The organism is uncultured Intestinimonas sp., assembly GCF_944387245.1.
Taxonomy (GTDB): domain Bacteria; phylum Bacillota; class Clostridia; order Oscillospirales; family Oscillospiraceae; genus Intestinimonas.
On record NZ_CALXEE010000065.1, the window covers coordinates 1 to 13,673 of the forward strand.

Annotated in this window: 15 protein-coding genes; 6 read left to right on the forward strand and 9 right to left on the reverse strand. The window is 64.3% G+C overall.

The window, feature by feature from the left end; all coding sequences use genetic code 11:
- Positions 1–23 precede the first annotated feature (23 nt).
- Both Q0K15_RS08695 and Q0K15_RS08700 read right to left on the reverse strand, forming a co-directional pair.
- Positions 24–917 (reverse strand): hypothetical protein, encoded by an 894-nt coding sequence (locus Q0K15_RS08695; RefSeq protein WP_294515355.1) that lies wholly within the window; start codon positions 915–917, stop codon positions 24–26.
- Between the two features lie 6 nt (positions 918–923).
- A complete protein-coding gene (locus tag Q0K15_RS08700) occupies positions 924–1,466 on the reverse strand; it encodes a DUF4364 family protein (protein WP_294515327.1) in 543 nt (180 codons plus the stop codon).
- A 196-nt stretch (positions 1,467–1,662) separates the two neighbouring features.
- On the opposite strand from Q0K15_RS08700, the gene Q0K15_RS08705 reads away from it, so the two are divergent.
- Positions 1,663–2,754: a DUF3048 domain-containing protein gene (locus Q0K15_RS08705; protein WP_294515329.1), complete on the forward strand. Its 1,092-nt coding sequence runs from the start codon at positions 1,663–1,665 to the stop codon at positions 2,752–2,754.
- Between the two features lie 49 nt (positions 2,755–2,803).
- On the opposite strand, the gene ppk1 is transcribed toward Q0K15_RS08705, so the two are convergent.
- The 3 genes from ppk1 to Q0K15_RS11145 all read right to left on the reverse strand — a co-directional run bounded on the left by ppk1 (position 2,804) and on the right by Q0K15_RS11145 (position 6,149).
- Positions 2,804–4,951, reverse strand: coding sequence for a polyphosphate kinase 1 (gene ppk1, locus Q0K15_RS08710; protein WP_294515331.1), 2,148 nt, complete (start codon positions 4,949–4,951; stop codon positions 2,804–2,806).
- Positions 4,952–4,964: 13 nt separating this feature from the next.
- Positions 4,965–5,861, reverse strand: a complete 897-nt coding sequence (locus Q0K15_RS08715; protein WP_294515334.1) for a phosphatase — start codon at positions 5,859–5,861, stop codon at positions 4,965–4,967.
- 69 nt (positions 5,862–5,930) lie between these two features.
- The gene (locus Q0K15_RS11145) at positions 5,931–6,149 is read right to left on the reverse strand and encodes a DUF6774 domain-containing protein (RefSeq protein WP_365933703.1); all 219 of its coding nucleotides are present in this window, start codon (positions 6,147–6,149) and stop codon (positions 5,931–5,933) included.
- Between the two features lie 116 nt (positions 6,150–6,265).
- On the opposite strand from Q0K15_RS11145, the gene Q0K15_RS08720 reads away from it, so the two are divergent.
- The 5 genes from Q0K15_RS08720 (at position 6,266) to Q0K15_RS08740 (ending at position 10,111) form a co-directional block, all read left to right on the forward strand.
- Positions 6,266–7,387: an aldo/keto reductase gene (locus Q0K15_RS08720; RefSeq protein ID WP_294515336.1), complete on the forward strand. Its 1,122-nt coding sequence runs from the start codon at positions 6,266–6,268 to the stop codon at positions 7,385–7,387.
- On the forward strand, positions 7,384–7,926 hold the full coding sequence (locus Q0K15_RS08725; protein WP_294515338.1) for a GNAT family N-acetyltransferase: 543 nt from the start codon (positions 7,384–7,386) through the stop codon (positions 7,924–7,926). Before Q0K15_RS08720 ends, Q0K15_RS08725 begins: the two co-directional genes overlap by 4 nt.
- Positions 7,923–8,492 (forward strand): NUDIX hydrolase, encoded by a 570-nt coding sequence (locus Q0K15_RS08730; RefSeq protein ID WP_294515340.1) that lies wholly within the window; start codon positions 7,923–7,925, stop codon positions 8,490–8,492. Before Q0K15_RS08725 ends, Q0K15_RS08730 begins: the two co-directional genes overlap by 4 nt.
- A gap of 120 nt (positions 8,493–8,612) precedes the next feature.
- The gene (locus Q0K15_RS08735; RefSeq protein WP_294515343.1) at positions 8,613–8,858 is read left to right on the forward strand and encodes a FeoA family protein; all 246 of its coding nucleotides are present in this window, start codon (positions 8,613–8,615) and stop codon (positions 8,856–8,858) included.
- The gene (locus Q0K15_RS08740; RefSeq protein WP_294515345.1) at positions 8,855–10,111 is read left to right on the forward strand and encodes a FeoB small GTPase domain-containing protein; all 1,257 of its coding nucleotides are present in this window, start codon (positions 8,855–8,857) and stop codon (positions 10,109–10,111) included. The genes Q0K15_RS08735 and Q0K15_RS08740 overlap by 4 nt, the downstream gene beginning before the upstream one ends.
- A 69-nt stretch (positions 10,112–10,180) precedes the next feature.
- On the opposite strand, the gene Q0K15_RS08745 is transcribed toward Q0K15_RS08740, so the two are convergent.
- Genes Q0K15_RS08745 through Q0K15_RS08760 form a run of 4 tightly spaced genes read right to left on the reverse strand, consistent with a single transcriptional unit; the run spans position 10,181 to position 13,550 of the window.
- Positions 10,181–10,780, reverse strand: a complete 600-nt coding sequence (locus Q0K15_RS08745; protein WP_294515347.1) for an ATP-binding cassette domain-containing protein — start codon at positions 10,778–10,780, stop codon at positions 10,181–10,183.
- Positions 10,777–11,694, reverse strand: coding sequence for an ABC transporter ATP-binding protein (locus Q0K15_RS08750; RefSeq protein WP_294515349.1), 918 nt, complete (start codon positions 11,692–11,694; stop codon positions 10,777–10,779). Before Q0K15_RS08750 ends, Q0K15_RS08745 begins: the two co-directional genes overlap by 4 nt.
- A 16-nt stretch (positions 11,695–11,710) precedes the next feature.
- Positions 11,711–12,538 (reverse strand): ABC transporter permease, encoded by an 828-nt coding sequence (locus tag Q0K15_RS08755; protein WP_294515351.1) that lies wholly within the window; start codon positions 12,536–12,538, stop codon positions 11,711–11,713.
- A gap of 1 nt (position 12,539) precedes the next feature.
- Positions 12,540–13,550 carry an ABC transporter permease gene (locus Q0K15_RS08760; protein WP_294515353.1) on the reverse strand — a complete coding sequence of 337 codons (1,011 nt, stop codon included), beginning with the start codon at positions 13,548–13,550 and terminating at the stop codon, positions 12,540–12,542.
- Positions 13,551–13,673 lie beyond the last annotated feature (123 nt).

A 13,673-nucleotide genomic window follows, 5' to 3' on the forward strand; every position in this document is an offset into this window, starting at 1 on the left:
TTTATCCTGTTTGGACAAACGGCTCAGGCTTTACTGGCCTTCTTGGCGGCCTTTTCAGCTTTCCGCGCTTTCTTGGCGGCCTGGATGGAGGCCCGCCACTGACGGCCATAGGCCCGGACGTCATCCAGCGCATAGCGGCGGGAGGTCATGTGGCGGTAGCGGTTGCGGAACCGGCGGCTCATGTGCTCTGCACGCTCCAGCAGTTCGTCGTAATCGGACATCAGTCGATCCAGCCGCTGGGCATTGGCAGGGGAGAGATTCTCCCGGACGTCATCCAGCCGGGCACGCAGCTCCTCGCCCACCACTTCCAGGTTGTCGCCCAGATCGGCCCGGGCCAGGGCCATCTGGAGCCGCAGTTCGTCGCCGGCGGTCTGGAGCCGGTCCATGGCCTTGGTAACCAGGGCCAGCTTCCGGATGGTGGTGACGGTATCCACCAGCAGCAGGGAGAAACAGGCGCCGCAGGCGGTGTATTGGAGCCAGTCGGGCATCCGGGCAAAGAGCCGCGCCACCGGAGGGTGAATGAGAAAGACGGCCACATAGGACATGATACCCCAGAAGAGGCTCACTTCCAGGCACACCCGGCCCTTGATGTTGAACCGGCGGTCACTGTAATCCCAGTATTTGATATGGGTGGTGGTCTCCAGAAACCAGCCTACAAAGTATTCCCAGGCCGTCATGACGATGACAGCCACGAAGTAAAAGACCACCAGATTATCCTTGAAGGGGGCGAAAAAGAGGACCATCAGCAGGAAGCCTACCCCGTAGATGGGGCAGACCGGTCCGTACAGAAAGCCTCGGGGGACGTAGTGTCGCTCCTTGATGGAACAGTAGCAGGTCTCCCACAGCCAGCCGCAGAAGGAGTAGAAGATAAAATAGAGGAACAGCAGGGTAATGGGCTGTCCCATCAGTGTTGGCATCTCCAATCAGCTCTGCTCCTTTCCGTCGAAGTCGGTGAGCAGCACATCCAGCACGCCGTTGTAGATCTGCTCAGGGTGAGCTTTGAACTGTTCAGCCAGACGGTCGCACTGCTGCTCGGTGGCAGCCAGCATCTCAATGGTGAGGAGATTGCCGTGTTCATCGTCCAGAGCCATCACCAGGGTGAAGGTGCCGTCCCCACGGGGAATGCGCTCGGAGCGGACCTGGGCGTCCCGGCGCAGCCGGCTGTTGAGCTTGGCCACATTCTTGTCGCATTTGACCCGGATGGAGTAGGGGAGGCTGCTCTCACAGATGGCGCCATTTTTCCGGCCCTTTTCCGTGATGGAGTAGAGGTCGTCCTCCAGCAGCAGATGTTCGGTGTCCACCAGCTCGTGGACGGCCTCGGCAAAGGCAAAATAGTCCACTCCCTCGTCGCACATGGTGAGGTCGGTCAGGGTGGGCATGTCGATGGGTGCCACCACACGGGACATGATGTAAAGCACCAGGAATTTGATGTCCAGCTTATCGTGGATGAATCCGACGCGAGCCATGGCGTACCTCCTTGCTTGGCCGGAGCAGTGCTCCGGATGGGGAGCGGGCCGAGATGGCCCACCCTAACAATATATTATACCGAAAAAGCAAGACCGGAACAAGAGTGAATTTTGCCCGAAGGCTGTCGAGGCGGCGGTTGACAGGGGGAAGGGGCGGGGGTAAGATGAGAGTACCATACTGGATGGAGGCGACGATATGAGAGGACCTGTCCTGTCAGCTTTGTGCCTGACCGCCCTGCTGTGTCTCACCGCCTGCGGAGTCGGAGAGAGTGAGCCCTCTCCCACACCTGCACCGGTGCATACCTCACCGCCGCCCATGGCCACTGTGACGCCCACGCCCACTCCGTACAACGGTCCCGTCAACCCCCTCAGTGGGATGCCCGCCGATGCCGAGACCGCCGCCCGGCGGCCGGTGGCTATCATGCTCAACAATCTGAAGCAGGCCCTGCCCCAGTTAGGCCAATCCCAGGCGGACATCATTTATGAGGTGGTGGCTGAGGGCGGCATTACCCGGATGCTGGGGGTGTATCAGTCGGTAGAGGACGTGGGTATGATCGGGTCCGTCCGCTCCGCCCGGCCCTATTACATCGAGCTGGCCCTGGGCCATGATGCCCTTTTCATCCACGCCGGCGGCAGTGAGCAGGCGTACAGCGACCTGCGGAGCTGGGATGTGGATCACTTCGATGCTGTCCGGGGACCCTATCTGGGCAAGAACCCTGAAAGCAATATGATGTGGCGGGACGCCGACCGCCGGAGGGAGAATGGCTATGAGCACAGTGTGGTGGCCACCGGGGCCTCCATCCTAGCCAACCTTCCGGAAGGACTCCGCCTGGAGCATGAGGAGGGCTACGATGCCGGCCTGATCTTTGCCGATGACGGCACCCCGGCCGGGGGGAGCCCGGCGTCGGTGGTGACGGTGCCCTTCTCCAATTATAAGACGGGAATCTTTGTCTATGACAAGGACCAGAAGGCCTATCTGGTGGAGGAGTATGGTATCCCCTATGTGGATGACAACACGGGAGAGCAGGTAGCGGTGACCAACGTCATCGTGGTGTGGACCCGCTGCCGCTATACCGGGGACAGCCTGGGCCATATGGATGTGGATGTGGTAGGCGAGGGAGAGGGCTGGTTTGCCTGCGGCGGCTTGGCTGTCCCCATCCGCTGGAGCAAGCCAGACCGGGAGAGCCCCTTGACCTATACCACCCAGGACGGCGCTCCTCTGGTCCTGGGCCGGGGACACACCTATGTGAACATCGTTGCGACAGATGCCGCAGTCACCATGGAGTAGGAGACAGAAAAAAGTCCGCCGTTTGGAGAAACGGCGGACTTTCTGCGCCTTACCGGTGCCCCAGGAGCCGCTGGGCCAGGGCGGAGAACAGACTCTTCCGGGCGGCGGGAGCGGGGGCGGCAGGCCCTTCCAGAGGCTCCTTGGCGGTGGCCTCGGCCATAAAGACGGCCTGGGCGTCCACCGGGGGCTCCCCGTGGTCGGGGACGTGGAAGTAGTGGCCGTCGGAGCCCATGATGCGGGCCTTCACGTTGTCAGAGCAGAGAACTTCCACATAGTGGCGGATCTGCTCCCGGATGGAGCGGTCCAGGATGGGACAGGCGATTTCCACCCGGTGCTCCGTATTCCGGGTCATAAAGTCGGCGGAGCCGATGTAGACCTTGGCGTCGTCACCGGTGCCGAAAACGAAGATACGAGGGTGCTCCAGGAATCGGCCTACGATGGAAAAGACTTTGATGCGGTCGGTTTTTCCGGGAACACCGGGGCGAAGACAGCAGATGCCCCGAATATTCATGGTGATGTCCACCCCGGCCTGGCTGGCCTCGGAGAGTTTATCGATGAGTTCCCGGTCTGTGACCGAGTTGCACTTGATGAAGATGCGGGCCTTTTGACCGGCCTTTGCCTTGGCGATCTCCCCATCAATAAGGGCCATGAGCCGGGGTTTGAGACTGTGGGGCGCTACCAGCAGGAGGCGGTACTCCCCGTCCAGATTGGCAGTGGAGATATTTTGGAAGAAGGCGGCGGCGTCGGCGCCGATGGCGGGATTGGCCGTCATCAGGGAGAGATCGGTATAGAGTTTGGCCGTCTTTTCGTTGTAGTTGCCGGTACCCACCTGGGTGATCTGCTGAATGTGCCCCCGCTCCCGGCGGGTGATGAGACAGATCTTGGAGTGGACCTTGAAGCCCTCAAAGCCGTAGATGACGGTGCAGCCTGCCTCCTCCAGCCGCTCCGCCCACTGGATGTTGTTCTGTTCGTCGAACCGGGCCCGCAGCTCCATGAGTACCGTCACATCCTTGCCGTTCTCAGCGGCGGCGGCCAGGTATTCGATGAGTTTGGCCTTGGAGGCCAGGCGGTAGATGGTGATCTTGATGGAGAGGACAGCGGGGTCGTTGGCGGCCTCCTTCACCAGGCGCAGGAAGGGGTCCATGGAGTGGAAGGGATAGAAGAGGAGAACGTCGTGGCGGAGGAGTTGGGGGATGATCTTCTCCCCGCGGATCAGACCGGCGGGCGCCTTGGGGGAGAAGGGGGGATAGCACAGGGCCGCCCTGCTCTCCTCGGGCAGCAGCCCCTCCAAAGCGTAGACATAGCTGAGAACCAGGGGGGACTTGGAGCGAAAGACCTGGGCGGGGGTGAGTTCCAGCCGCTGGCACAGATATTCCACCAGGGCGTCGCTGGCTGTACCCTGAATCTCCAGCCGCACCGGGGCCAGCCGGGAGCGCTTTTTGAGCACCTTACGCATGTGCTGGCGGTAGTCGTCGTTGACGTCGTAGTCCTCGTCCTCGGGCGAGATGTCGGCGTTCCGGGTCACCGAGATCACTGCCCGACTCACCACCTGGTACTGGTCAAAGATCTCCTCCACATGGGCCTGAACGATCTGTTCGGTGAGGATGTAGCGCACCCCACGCTCGCTCAAGCGCAGGTAGGGGGGAAGGCTCCGGGGAATGGGTACCACGCCGAAGGAGGTCTCCCCGCCCCGGCGCAGCTCCACGGCGATGTTGAGGGACTTGCTGGGCAGGTGGGGGAAGGGGTGGAGGGTGTCCACCACCTGGGGGGAGAGGATGGGCAGGATGTAGTCCCGAAAATAGCGGTCGCACTGTTTGCGCTCCTTCACATCCAGCTCGGAGAGGGAGAGGGAGCAGATATTGCAGGTCCGCAGCCGGGTCTCCAGCTGTGCCATCAGCTTGTCCCGCTGTTTGTAGAGGGGGCCCACCGCTGCGAAGATGGCGTCCAGCTGCTGGGCGGGAGTGAGGCCGCTCTTGTTGTCCACGTGGGTCTTCTTCACCAGAGTGAGGTCATAGATAGACCCCACCCGGATCATAAAGAACTCGTCCAGGTTACTAGTGAAGATAGCGGCGAATTTGAGCCGTTCAAAGAGGGGGACGGACTCGTCCCTAGCCTCCTCCATGACCCGCTCGTTGAAGCGGAGCCAGGAGAGCTCCCGCTCCTGGGTGAAGCTGTAATCGTAATGTTGGTCAGACATGTTCCAGTTCCTCTCAGATTTTTAGGACACGGTCCATAAGGTAGCCTTCCCGAACACCGGCGGCAGAGGCCTCCACCGTCTCTACGCCGCAGGTCTTGACGATGGCGTTGAGGATGATGAGGCCGGGGAGCAGGGTGTGGACCCGGTCAGGGGCGGAGCGGAGCAGCTGGCGCAGGGTATCCCGGCCCCCTTTTTTCAGCAGCTTGTAGAGGTCCTTGAGCTCCTGGGCGGACATGGTCCGCAGCTCCGGGTCCCGCCCATAGACGTCGTTGCACAGCTTGGCCACGGCCCGGACGGTACCGCCTACGCCGCACAGGTGTTTGCGCCGGATCTGGACGGCACCGGCCTTCTCCAGCTGTTCGTTGACGAAACGGCGCATTTCCCGGCACTCGTCGGCGGTGGGGAATAGACCATCGGTGAACCGGGTATAGAGGGAGAGAGAGCCCACTGGTAGGGAGCAGGCCGAGGAGATGGACATATCCTCATAGCTCACCAGCTCAAAGGAGCCGCCGCCGATGTCGGCCAGCACGCCGGTGCTCACCCCGCCGGGCAGGACGGCGCCGCGGAAGGAGAGGGCGGCCTCCTCATCGCCGGAGAGGACCTCCACCTGGATGCCGGTGACATCCCGGATGGTCTCCACCGCCTCAGCGGTGTTGAAGATGTTCCGGAGGGAAGCGGTGGCAAAGACATGCATGTGGGAGACGCTGAAGTTGTCCAGCAGAGCGCGGTAGCCCGCCAGGGTCCGACAGGCTACCAGGATGCCGCTGTCGGAGAGGACCCCCTCCTGGACATAGCCGGCAAGTCCTGCCATGGTCTTTTTGTGCATGAGCAGGCGGAACTGACCCTGATCGCAGTGGTAGATGGACAGACGGATGGTGTTGGAGCCGAGGTCTACGATACCGCAGAGCATAGGGGATCCCCGCTTTCTTGAGATTCTTATCGCATATTGTACTCGTTTTCTTCCGCTGGCGCAACGTAATTACGAAGATTTTACATCTCCGCACGGCCCTTCCTTACCGCCCTGGTCACGACATATGGCAATGAGCCCCAACTGATCGCCCAAAACGGTAAAGAAAGCGGCCATCACACCCAATTCATCGGTGCTCCGTCCCTGAGCGAGGCGGATGGCTGCCGTCACAGCCAGCAAGGCCAATTCCTCTCCGCCCTTTCCAGAACCACCACCTCGGCAGCACCCCATTTGCTCCACCTCTCTTTCCTTTCCTTTAAGATATGTAGACGGCAACTAAGGCATGTGATAAAATAAACCAATATGTTCTGGAGCGGAGTGCCCAGAGTGTACAGGAGGTTTGCCATATGGAACGAAGAGCGCAGAAGAAGTTGGGCGTAGAGCCGTCCCTGCTGGGTTTTGGATGCATGCGGTTTCCCACCCTGGAGGACGGTGCCATCGACGAGGAGCAGGCCATGGCCATGCTGGACCGGGCCTATCAGAGCGGGGTCAACTACTTTGACACCGCCTATTTTTATCACAACGGCAAGAGCGAGGCGTTTATGGGCCGGGCCCTGGCGCACTACCCCAGAGAGAGCTATTATCTTACCTCCAAGCTGCCCACCACACTGATCCACTCCCTGGAGGATGCCAAGCGGATCTACGCCGAGCAGCGGGAACGGCTCCAGAAGGACTATCTGGACTTTTACCTCCTCCATAACCTCAACGGCGCCCGATGGCACGAGATGCTGGACACCGGCGTAGTGCACTGGTGCCTGGAGCGGCAGGCGGCGGGGGACTTTAGGCACTTCGGCTTCTCCTTCCATGGAAGCTATGAGGAGTTCCGCGAGATCCTTACGGCGCGGAGCTGGGACTGCTGCCAGATCCAGCTCAACTACATGGACACCGAAGAGCAGGCCGGGCTTCAGGGCTACCGCCTTACCGAGGAGTTGGGGGTTCCCCTCATCATCATGGAGCCGGTCAAAGGCGGCTCTCTGGCAGCGCCTCCGGCAGATGTGATGGATGTTTTTACCGCGCTCCGTCCCAAGGCGTCGGCCTCCTCCTGGGCCCTCCGGTGGGTGGCCAGTCTGCCCAACGTTATGACCGTCCTCTCCGGCATGTCCACCATGGGCCAGGTGGAGGACAACCTGGCCACCTTCAACGCCTTCCAGCCCCTGAGCGAGGAAGAGCGGGCGGCGGTGGAGCAGGCGGCGAGCCTCTTCCGCCAAAAGGTCCGCAACGGATGCACCGGCTGCCGGTACTGCATGCCCTGTCCGGCAGGAGTGGACATCCCCGGCACCTTCCGGCTGTGGAATGACTGGGCTATGTACCAGAACCGGGAGCGGGCCCGGTTTAAATGGAAGGATATGGACGAGGAGGAACGCCCCCGGAACTGCGTGGGCTGTGGCGCCTGCGAGGAAAAGTGCCCCCAGAGCCTTTCCATCCGAGCGGATCTGGTCCGGGCCGAAGGGGAGCTGGAGAAGCTGTGAGCACGGAGCAGAGAGATCGCCTGGAGTTGATCCCGCCGGATGAGTGCTGGGCGGCGGCGGTCTGGGCGTATAAAACCGAATTTGAGGAATGGGGCGACCACCTGGACGGCACCGCCGACCTGGGTGCGGCGGCAGACTTCCCACACTGGCTGGCCGATCTCCGAGCGGATGCCGGTCCCGATACGGTGCGGCCCGGGCGGGTGCCCGCCGACACCTTCCTGGCCGTTCGCCGGTCCGACCGCAGGCTGGTGGGCATGGTCAACATCCGCCATGCGCTCAATGACTACCTCTTTCAGTTCGGTGGTCACATCGGCTACAGCGTCCGGCCCGGAGAGCGCCGGAAGGGATATGCCAAGGAGATGCTGAGGCTGGCGCTGAGTAAATGTAAAGAATTACAACTTGACCGTGTTCTGGTAACCTGCGACAGCGAAAACGAGGCCTCCGCCCGGACCATCCGGTCAGGCGGCGGGGTCCTGGAGAATCGGGTCCCCGAGGGGGATAGGTTCACAGAACGGTATTGGATTGAGGTGGGTTTATGAAAAATCTGCTGGAACAGCTGGAAGGTTACACGCCCTGGAACGAACAGGAGGAGCGGGACCGGGCGGTGCTGATGAGCATGCTCAGGTCCGGGCAGGACCTGTGGACCCGGGAGAACGAGACGGCCCACTTCACCGCTTCAGCCTGGGTCACCGACCCCACCCGGACCAAGGTCCTCATGTGCTATCACAACATCTATGACTCCTGGTCCTGGCTGGGGGGACACGCCGACGGGGACCGGGATCTCCTGGGGGTGGCCCTCCGGGAGGTGGGGGAGGAGAGCGGCCTTACATCGGTGCGTCCGGTGTCGGAGGACCTCTTTTCCCTGGAGATCCTGACGGTGGACGGCCATGAAAAACGAGGGCGGTATGTGCCCTCCCACCTCCATCTCAACGTCACCTATCTGCTGCAGGCCGACGACGCCGAGCCCCTGGCGGTCAAGCCGGACGAGAACAGCGCCGTGGGCTGGTTTGGGCTGGCCGAGGCGGTGGCGGCCTCCTCGGAGCCCTGGTTCCGGGAGCGAATCTATACCAAGCTCAACGCCAAGCTGCGTGCCCGTGTCAACTGAAGCAAAACAGAGGACCCCGTTGTCTCGAGAAGAGACGGCGGGGTCCTCTGCCGCATAGGATAGGACGGCGGGGACCGTCCGGTCCCTGGCCCATCATCTTTGTGGAATGGAGCTGTGAGCATGGGAAAACAGCTTTCGATGGATCATTTGCCCGAGGGCGTCCGGGCCCAAGTAGTGGAGGTGGGCGGAGAGGGTGCCATGCGGCGACGTCTCCTGGACCTGGGGCTCATCCCCGGCACCTGGGTGACCTGCCGGGGCAGGGCGCCCGCCGGCGACCCCGGCGCCTACGCCTTCCGGGGCTGTGTGGTGGCCCTGCGGGCCAAGGACGCCGCCGCAGTGGCCCTGGAGCCGGAGGGTGCGTTGTGACCGGCGGGGCATTTTGGCTGGAGCGGCGGCCGGGAGAGCGGGTGGTGGCCCTGACGGGCAGCCCCAATGTGGGCAAATCCACCCTCTTCAATGCCCTTACCGGTCTCCGGCAGCACACCGGCAACTGGCCGGGAAAGACCGTGACGGGGGCCACCGGCCGCCATGTCCGCCGCGGTCAGGATTACTTATTGGCCGACCTGCCCGGTACTTACTCCCTCCTGGCCAAATCCCCGGAGGAGGCCGCCGCCCGGGACCTGCTGTGCTTCGGCGGGGCGGACGCCGCGGTGGTGGTGTGCGATGCCGGAGCGCTGGAGCGGAGCCTGGGGCTGGTGCTCCAGGTGCTGGAGGTCCAGCCCAGAACCGTGGTGTGCGTCAATCTGATGGACGAGGCCCGGAAAAACGGCCTGGAAGTGGACCTGGCCGGACTCTCGACCCGGCTGGGGGTGCCGGTGGTGGGCACCTCCGCCGGGCGGCGGGAGGGCCTGGAGCCCCTCATGGCGGCGGTGGAGGCCGTCATCGAGGGCCGGGCGGAGCTTCACCCGGCATCGGCGGCATATCCGGCGGCGGTGGAGGCCGCCGCCGCCCTGGTGGAGGGCGCGGTGGGGGAGACGGGCCTTCCCGGGAAATGGGTGGCCCTCTCCCTGCTGGAGGGGGAACCCGGCCTGATGGACAGCATGAAGGCCGCCCTGGGCCGGGACCTGCGGGAGGAGAGAGAGGTGGCTGTCGCCCTGGCGGAGGCATGGAAGGTATTGAAGGAGGCCGGACTCACAGGGCCGGCCTTCCAGGAGGCGGTGGCAGCCGCCCAGATCCGCCGGGGGACAGAGCTGGCCCGGGAGACGGTAAAGGGTCTCGGCGGCGGACCAAAGTGGGGCCGAAAGCTGGACCGTCTCCTCACCGGGCGGTTCACCAGCGTCCCCGCTATGCTGGCGCTGCTGGCTCTGGTGTTCTGGATCACCATTGCCGGGGCCCAGGTGCCCTCTGACCTGCTGTCAAAGGGCCTCTTTTGGGTCCAGGACCGGCTCACCGACCTTTTTATGTATCTGGGCGCTCCTGACTGGCTCCACGGTGCCCTGGTGCTGGGGGCCTACCGAACCCTGGCCTGGGTGACGGCGGTGATGCTGCCCCCCATGGCTATTTTCTTTCCCCTCTTTACCCTGCTGGAGGACCTGGGCTACCTGCCCCGGGTGGCCTTTTTGCTGGACCACGCCTTTCAGAAGGCAGGTTCCTGCGGCAAACAGGCCCTCACCATGTGAAGCAGCCCCGATGGGATGCCAAAATGAAAGGACGCCCCGGACCGTATGTGGTCCGGGGCGCTGTCTTTCTCAAAGGGCCTGGGTGCGGGTGCACAGCCGCTCCAGCAGGGGGGCGCTGTGGCTGACGATGAGGAGCCCCAGGTTCCGGCGCTCCGCCTCCTCCAGAAGGAAGGACCATATCTGGGCCTGGGTGATGAGGTCCAGCATGGCGGAGAGCTCGTCGCACAGGAGGAAACGGGTGGCGGGCCCCAGGGCCCGGGCCACGCAGAACCGCTGGAGCTCGCCGCCGGATAGCTCGGAGGGATAGCGGGTGAGCCAGCCGGGCTCGATGTGGAGGCCGGTGAGGACCCGCTCCTCCACCGCCCAGCCCTCGGCCAGGGTGGCGCCCAGGGTGCGCAGGGGGTCCACCACCAGCTCGGGGTGCTGCCACACCATCTGTACCGGGCAGTAGCCCCGGTAAGTGGAGAGGGGCTTGCTGTCCAGGAGCACTTCACCGGCGTCGGGCCGGTCGTAGCCCGCCAGAAGCCGGCACAGGGTGGTCTTGCCCCGGCCGGAGGGACCGGTGACACCCAACCGCTCTCCGCTTTGAAGGGTGAGGTCCAGATGTTCGATGACGGCGGAACCCTTGGGATGGTAGCGGAAGGTGAGATCTTTGGCTTCCAGGATCATGAGGCATTCCCCCTCTCCGGGTGGAGGCAGCGGACGAAACCGCCGTCCAGGGGGCGGTAGGGCACCTCTCCACCGCACTCCGCCGTACACTTAGGACACCGGGGGGCGAAGGGACAGCCCTCCGGCAGGGCGCCGGGGTAGGGTTGTGTGCCGGGAATGGGGTGGAAGCCGTGCTGGGGGAGGGCCCGCCACAGGGCACGGGTGTAGGGGTGGCGCAGGTCCTCCAGCTGGTCAAAGTCCCCGGCGGGGGCCTCCTCCACCGTCTCACCGGCGTAGAACACGGCCACCTTGTCGGCGATGGTGAGGGCCAGCTCCAGGTCGTGGGTGATGAGGAGAACCCCGGCTCCGGCGTCGGCCAGCTCCCGGAAGTGGCCCAGAATGCGGCCTGCCGCCCGGACGTCCAGGCCGGGGGTGGGCTCGTCGGCGATGACCAGGGCGGGGGAGGCGGCCACGGCGGTGGAGATGAGGACCCGCCGGGCCATGCCGCCGGAGAGCTGGAAGGGGTAGAGCCCTTCGGTCTCCGGCCCCAGGCCGTACCGGTCCAGTACGGCCCGGACGGCTTTTTTGTCCCGTCCCACCTGGGGGCCCACCTTCCGGAGGGGGTCCAGATAGCTCACCGACTGGGGCACCAGTACGATCTCCCGCCCCCGGAGGGCGGCGGCCCGCTGCGGAGTGAGGGGGGCGCCGTCATAGGTGATGGTCCCCTCCATGTGGGCGTTGTAGGGGAGGATGCCCAGGATGCCGTGGGCCAGCAGACTCTTGCCCGAGCCGCTGGAGCCCACCACCGCCGCCACCTGCCCCCGGTCAATGGTGAGGTCCAAGTCCCGGATGGCGGGGAGGATGCGGCGGCGGGTGCCCCGGTCATACTGAATAAAGGAGATGGAGAGGTGCTCCACGGATAAAAGGGGGGTCATGGGCAAGCCTCCTTGTTCATTGATGGATGGTGGCCGGGTCCAGGATACGGCGGAGCCGGTCCCCCAGCAGGGCGAAGAGGGCCACCGTGGCCACCAGGGCCAGGCCGGGGAAGAAAGCCAGCCACCACTTGCCGGTGGTGAGGTAGCTCATGCTCTCGGAGAGGATGACGCCGATGGCGGGCTGCTCCGAGGAGAGGCCGAAGCCCAGAAAGGTGACGCTGGCCTCGTGGAGGATGGCGTGGGGGAAGAGGAGGATGAGGCCGGTGAGGAACTGGGGCAGCAGGTGGGGGAGCAGGTGATCCCGGGCCACCTGGAGCTTGGTGCGGCCCAGCTTTTCCGCCATCAGTACGTAGGGGGCGCCCCGGAGCTGGAGAACCTCGCCCCGGAGGAGCCGGGACAGGGAGGTCCAGTGGCTCAGGGACACACCGGCCACCACGCCCACAAAGCCTTTGCCAAAGGCCAGGGAGATGAGCATGACCAGCAGGATGTGGGGGATGCCCATGACCAGGTCGATGCACCAGGAGAGGACGGCGTCCACCCGGCGGCCCAGGGTGGCGGCGGCGGTTCCTACCGCCAAGGCTACCACGGCGCTCACCGCCGCCGTCAGCACCCCGATGCGGATGCTCAGGGAGAGACCGGTGAGGGTGCGGGAGAGCATGTCCCGGCCCATCCAGTCGGTGCCGAAGGGGTAGGCCAGACAGGGCGCCAGGTTTTTGCGGGAGAAGTCGGTGACCACGGCGGCGTCGGCGAGGAGGAGCCCGGCCACGGTCACGGCCAGCAGGACCAGGGCGGCGAAGGCGGAGAGAAGCAGAGCCCGCTGCCGCTGGTTGAGGAGACGGCCCATGCTATGCGCCTCCTTTCCGGCTGTGGGCCCGAACCCTGGCCCGGATCTTGGGGTCCACCACGCCGTAGAGCAGGTCGGCGATGAGGTTGCCGCCGAAGACCAGGGCGGCGCTCACAACGGTAACCCCCAGCAGCAGGGGGAGGTCGCTGCCCAGTCCCGCCGTCACGGCGCACTGGCCCAGTCCCTGGTAGGAGAAGACCTGTTCCACCAGCACCGAGCCGCCGAAGATCTCGCTGATGGACCCGAACTGAAGGGTGATGGCGGGAAGGGCCATGTTCCGGAGGCCGTGATGCCAGAGAATGGAGATGGTGGTCTCCCCCCGGGCCCGGGCAAAGAGGACGTAGTCCGACTCAAGCACGTCACAGAGCTTTTCCCGGGTGTGGAGGGTCATGTTGGCAAGGCCGGTGACGCTGAGGGTGATGGCGGGGAGGATGGCGTGGCGGAGCCGGTCAGCCAGGGTGACGGCGCTGGCCTGGGCACCGATGGGGGCGGAGAGGCCGATGGGCAGCCAGCCCAGCCACACGGAGAAGACCATGAGGAGGAGGATGGCCAGCCAGAAGGTGGGGGTGCTGGAGATGAGGAGGCACCAACTCCGGATGAGCCTGTCAGGCCAATGGCCCCGGCAGGCGGCGGCCACGGCGCCCAGCAGCAGGCCCAGCACTCCGGAGAGGACCCAGGCGGCGGCCATAAGCCATAAAGAGTTCTTGAGCCGCTCCGCCAGGACCTGGGTAACAGGGACACGGTAGAGGAGGGAGGTCCCCAGATCCCCGTGGAGGACGTCGGTGAGCCAGCCCAGGTACCGCTCCAGAGGCGGGTCGTTGACCCCCCAGTAGTCCTCCAGCTGGGCGATCTGTTCCTGGCTCATGGTACCCAGTGCGGCCTGACCCACGTTGGTCTGTAAGGGGTCCAGGGGGGAGGCCGACATGAGGAGAAAGGCCGCCAGGCTCACACCCAGCAGGAGGAGTACCATGCGCAGGAGCTTTTTGCCGGCGAAACCCAGACGGTGGGCCATGGACGGAGACCTCCTTTCGATTGAAATGGATGAATCGCCGAGCCTGTCGGCAAAGTCGACAGGCTCTCTCGCACGTGCAAGCACGTGCTCGAAGGGTTGCAGCCTGCTGCGTCGCACTTCGTC

Coding starts and splice junctions, on each gene's coding strand:
- Q0K15_RS11145 (WP_365933703.1), bottom strand. CDS start 6,149: ATGGGGTGCTGCCGAGGTGGTGGTTCTGGAAAGGGCGGAGAGGAATTG.
- Q0K15_RS08705 (WP_294515329.1), top strand. CDS start 1,663: ATGAGAGGACCTGTCCTGTCAGCTTTGTGCCTGACCGCCCTGCTGTGT.
- Q0K15_RS08715 (WP_294515334.1), bottom strand. CDS start 5,861: ATGCTCTGCGGTATCGTAGACCTCGGCTCCAACACCATCCGTCTGTCC.
- Q0K15_RS08755 (WP_294515351.1), bottom strand. CDS start 12,538: ATGGGCCGTCTCCTCAACCAGCGGCAGCGGGCTCTGCTTCTCTCCGCC.
- ppk1 (WP_294515331.1), bottom strand. CDS start 4,951: ATGTCTGACCAACATTACGATTACAGCTTCACCCAGGAGCGGGAGCTC.
- Q0K15_RS08750 (WP_294515349.1), bottom strand. CDS start 11,694: ATGACCCCCCTTTTATCCGTGGAGCACCTCTCCATCTCCTTTATTCAG.
- Q0K15_RS08700 (WP_294515327.1), bottom strand. CDS start 1,466: ATGGCTCGCGTCGGATTCATCCACGATAAGCTGGACATCAAATTCCTG.
- Q0K15_RS08695 (WP_294515355.1), bottom strand. CDS start 917: ATGCCAACACTGATGGGACAGCCCATTACCCTGCTGTTCCTCTATTTT.
- Q0K15_RS08730 (WP_294515340.1), top strand. CDS start 7,923: ATGAAAAATCTGCTGGAACAGCTGGAAGGTTACACGCCCTGGAACGAA.
- Q0K15_RS08745 (WP_294515347.1), bottom strand. CDS start 10,780: ATGATCCTGGAAGCCAAAGATCTCACCTTCCGCTACCATCCCAAGGGT.
- Q0K15_RS08735 (WP_294515343.1), top strand. CDS start 8,613: ATGGGAAAACAGCTTTCGATGGATCATTTGCCCGAGGGCGTCCGGGCC.
- Q0K15_RS08760 (WP_294515353.1), bottom strand. CDS start 13,550: ATGGCCCACCGTCTGGGTTTCGCCGGCAAAAAGCTCCTGCGCATGGTA.
- Q0K15_RS08720 (WP_294515336.1), top strand. CDS start 6,266: ATGGAACGAAGAGCGCAGAAGAAGTTGGGCGTAGAGCCGTCCCTGCTG.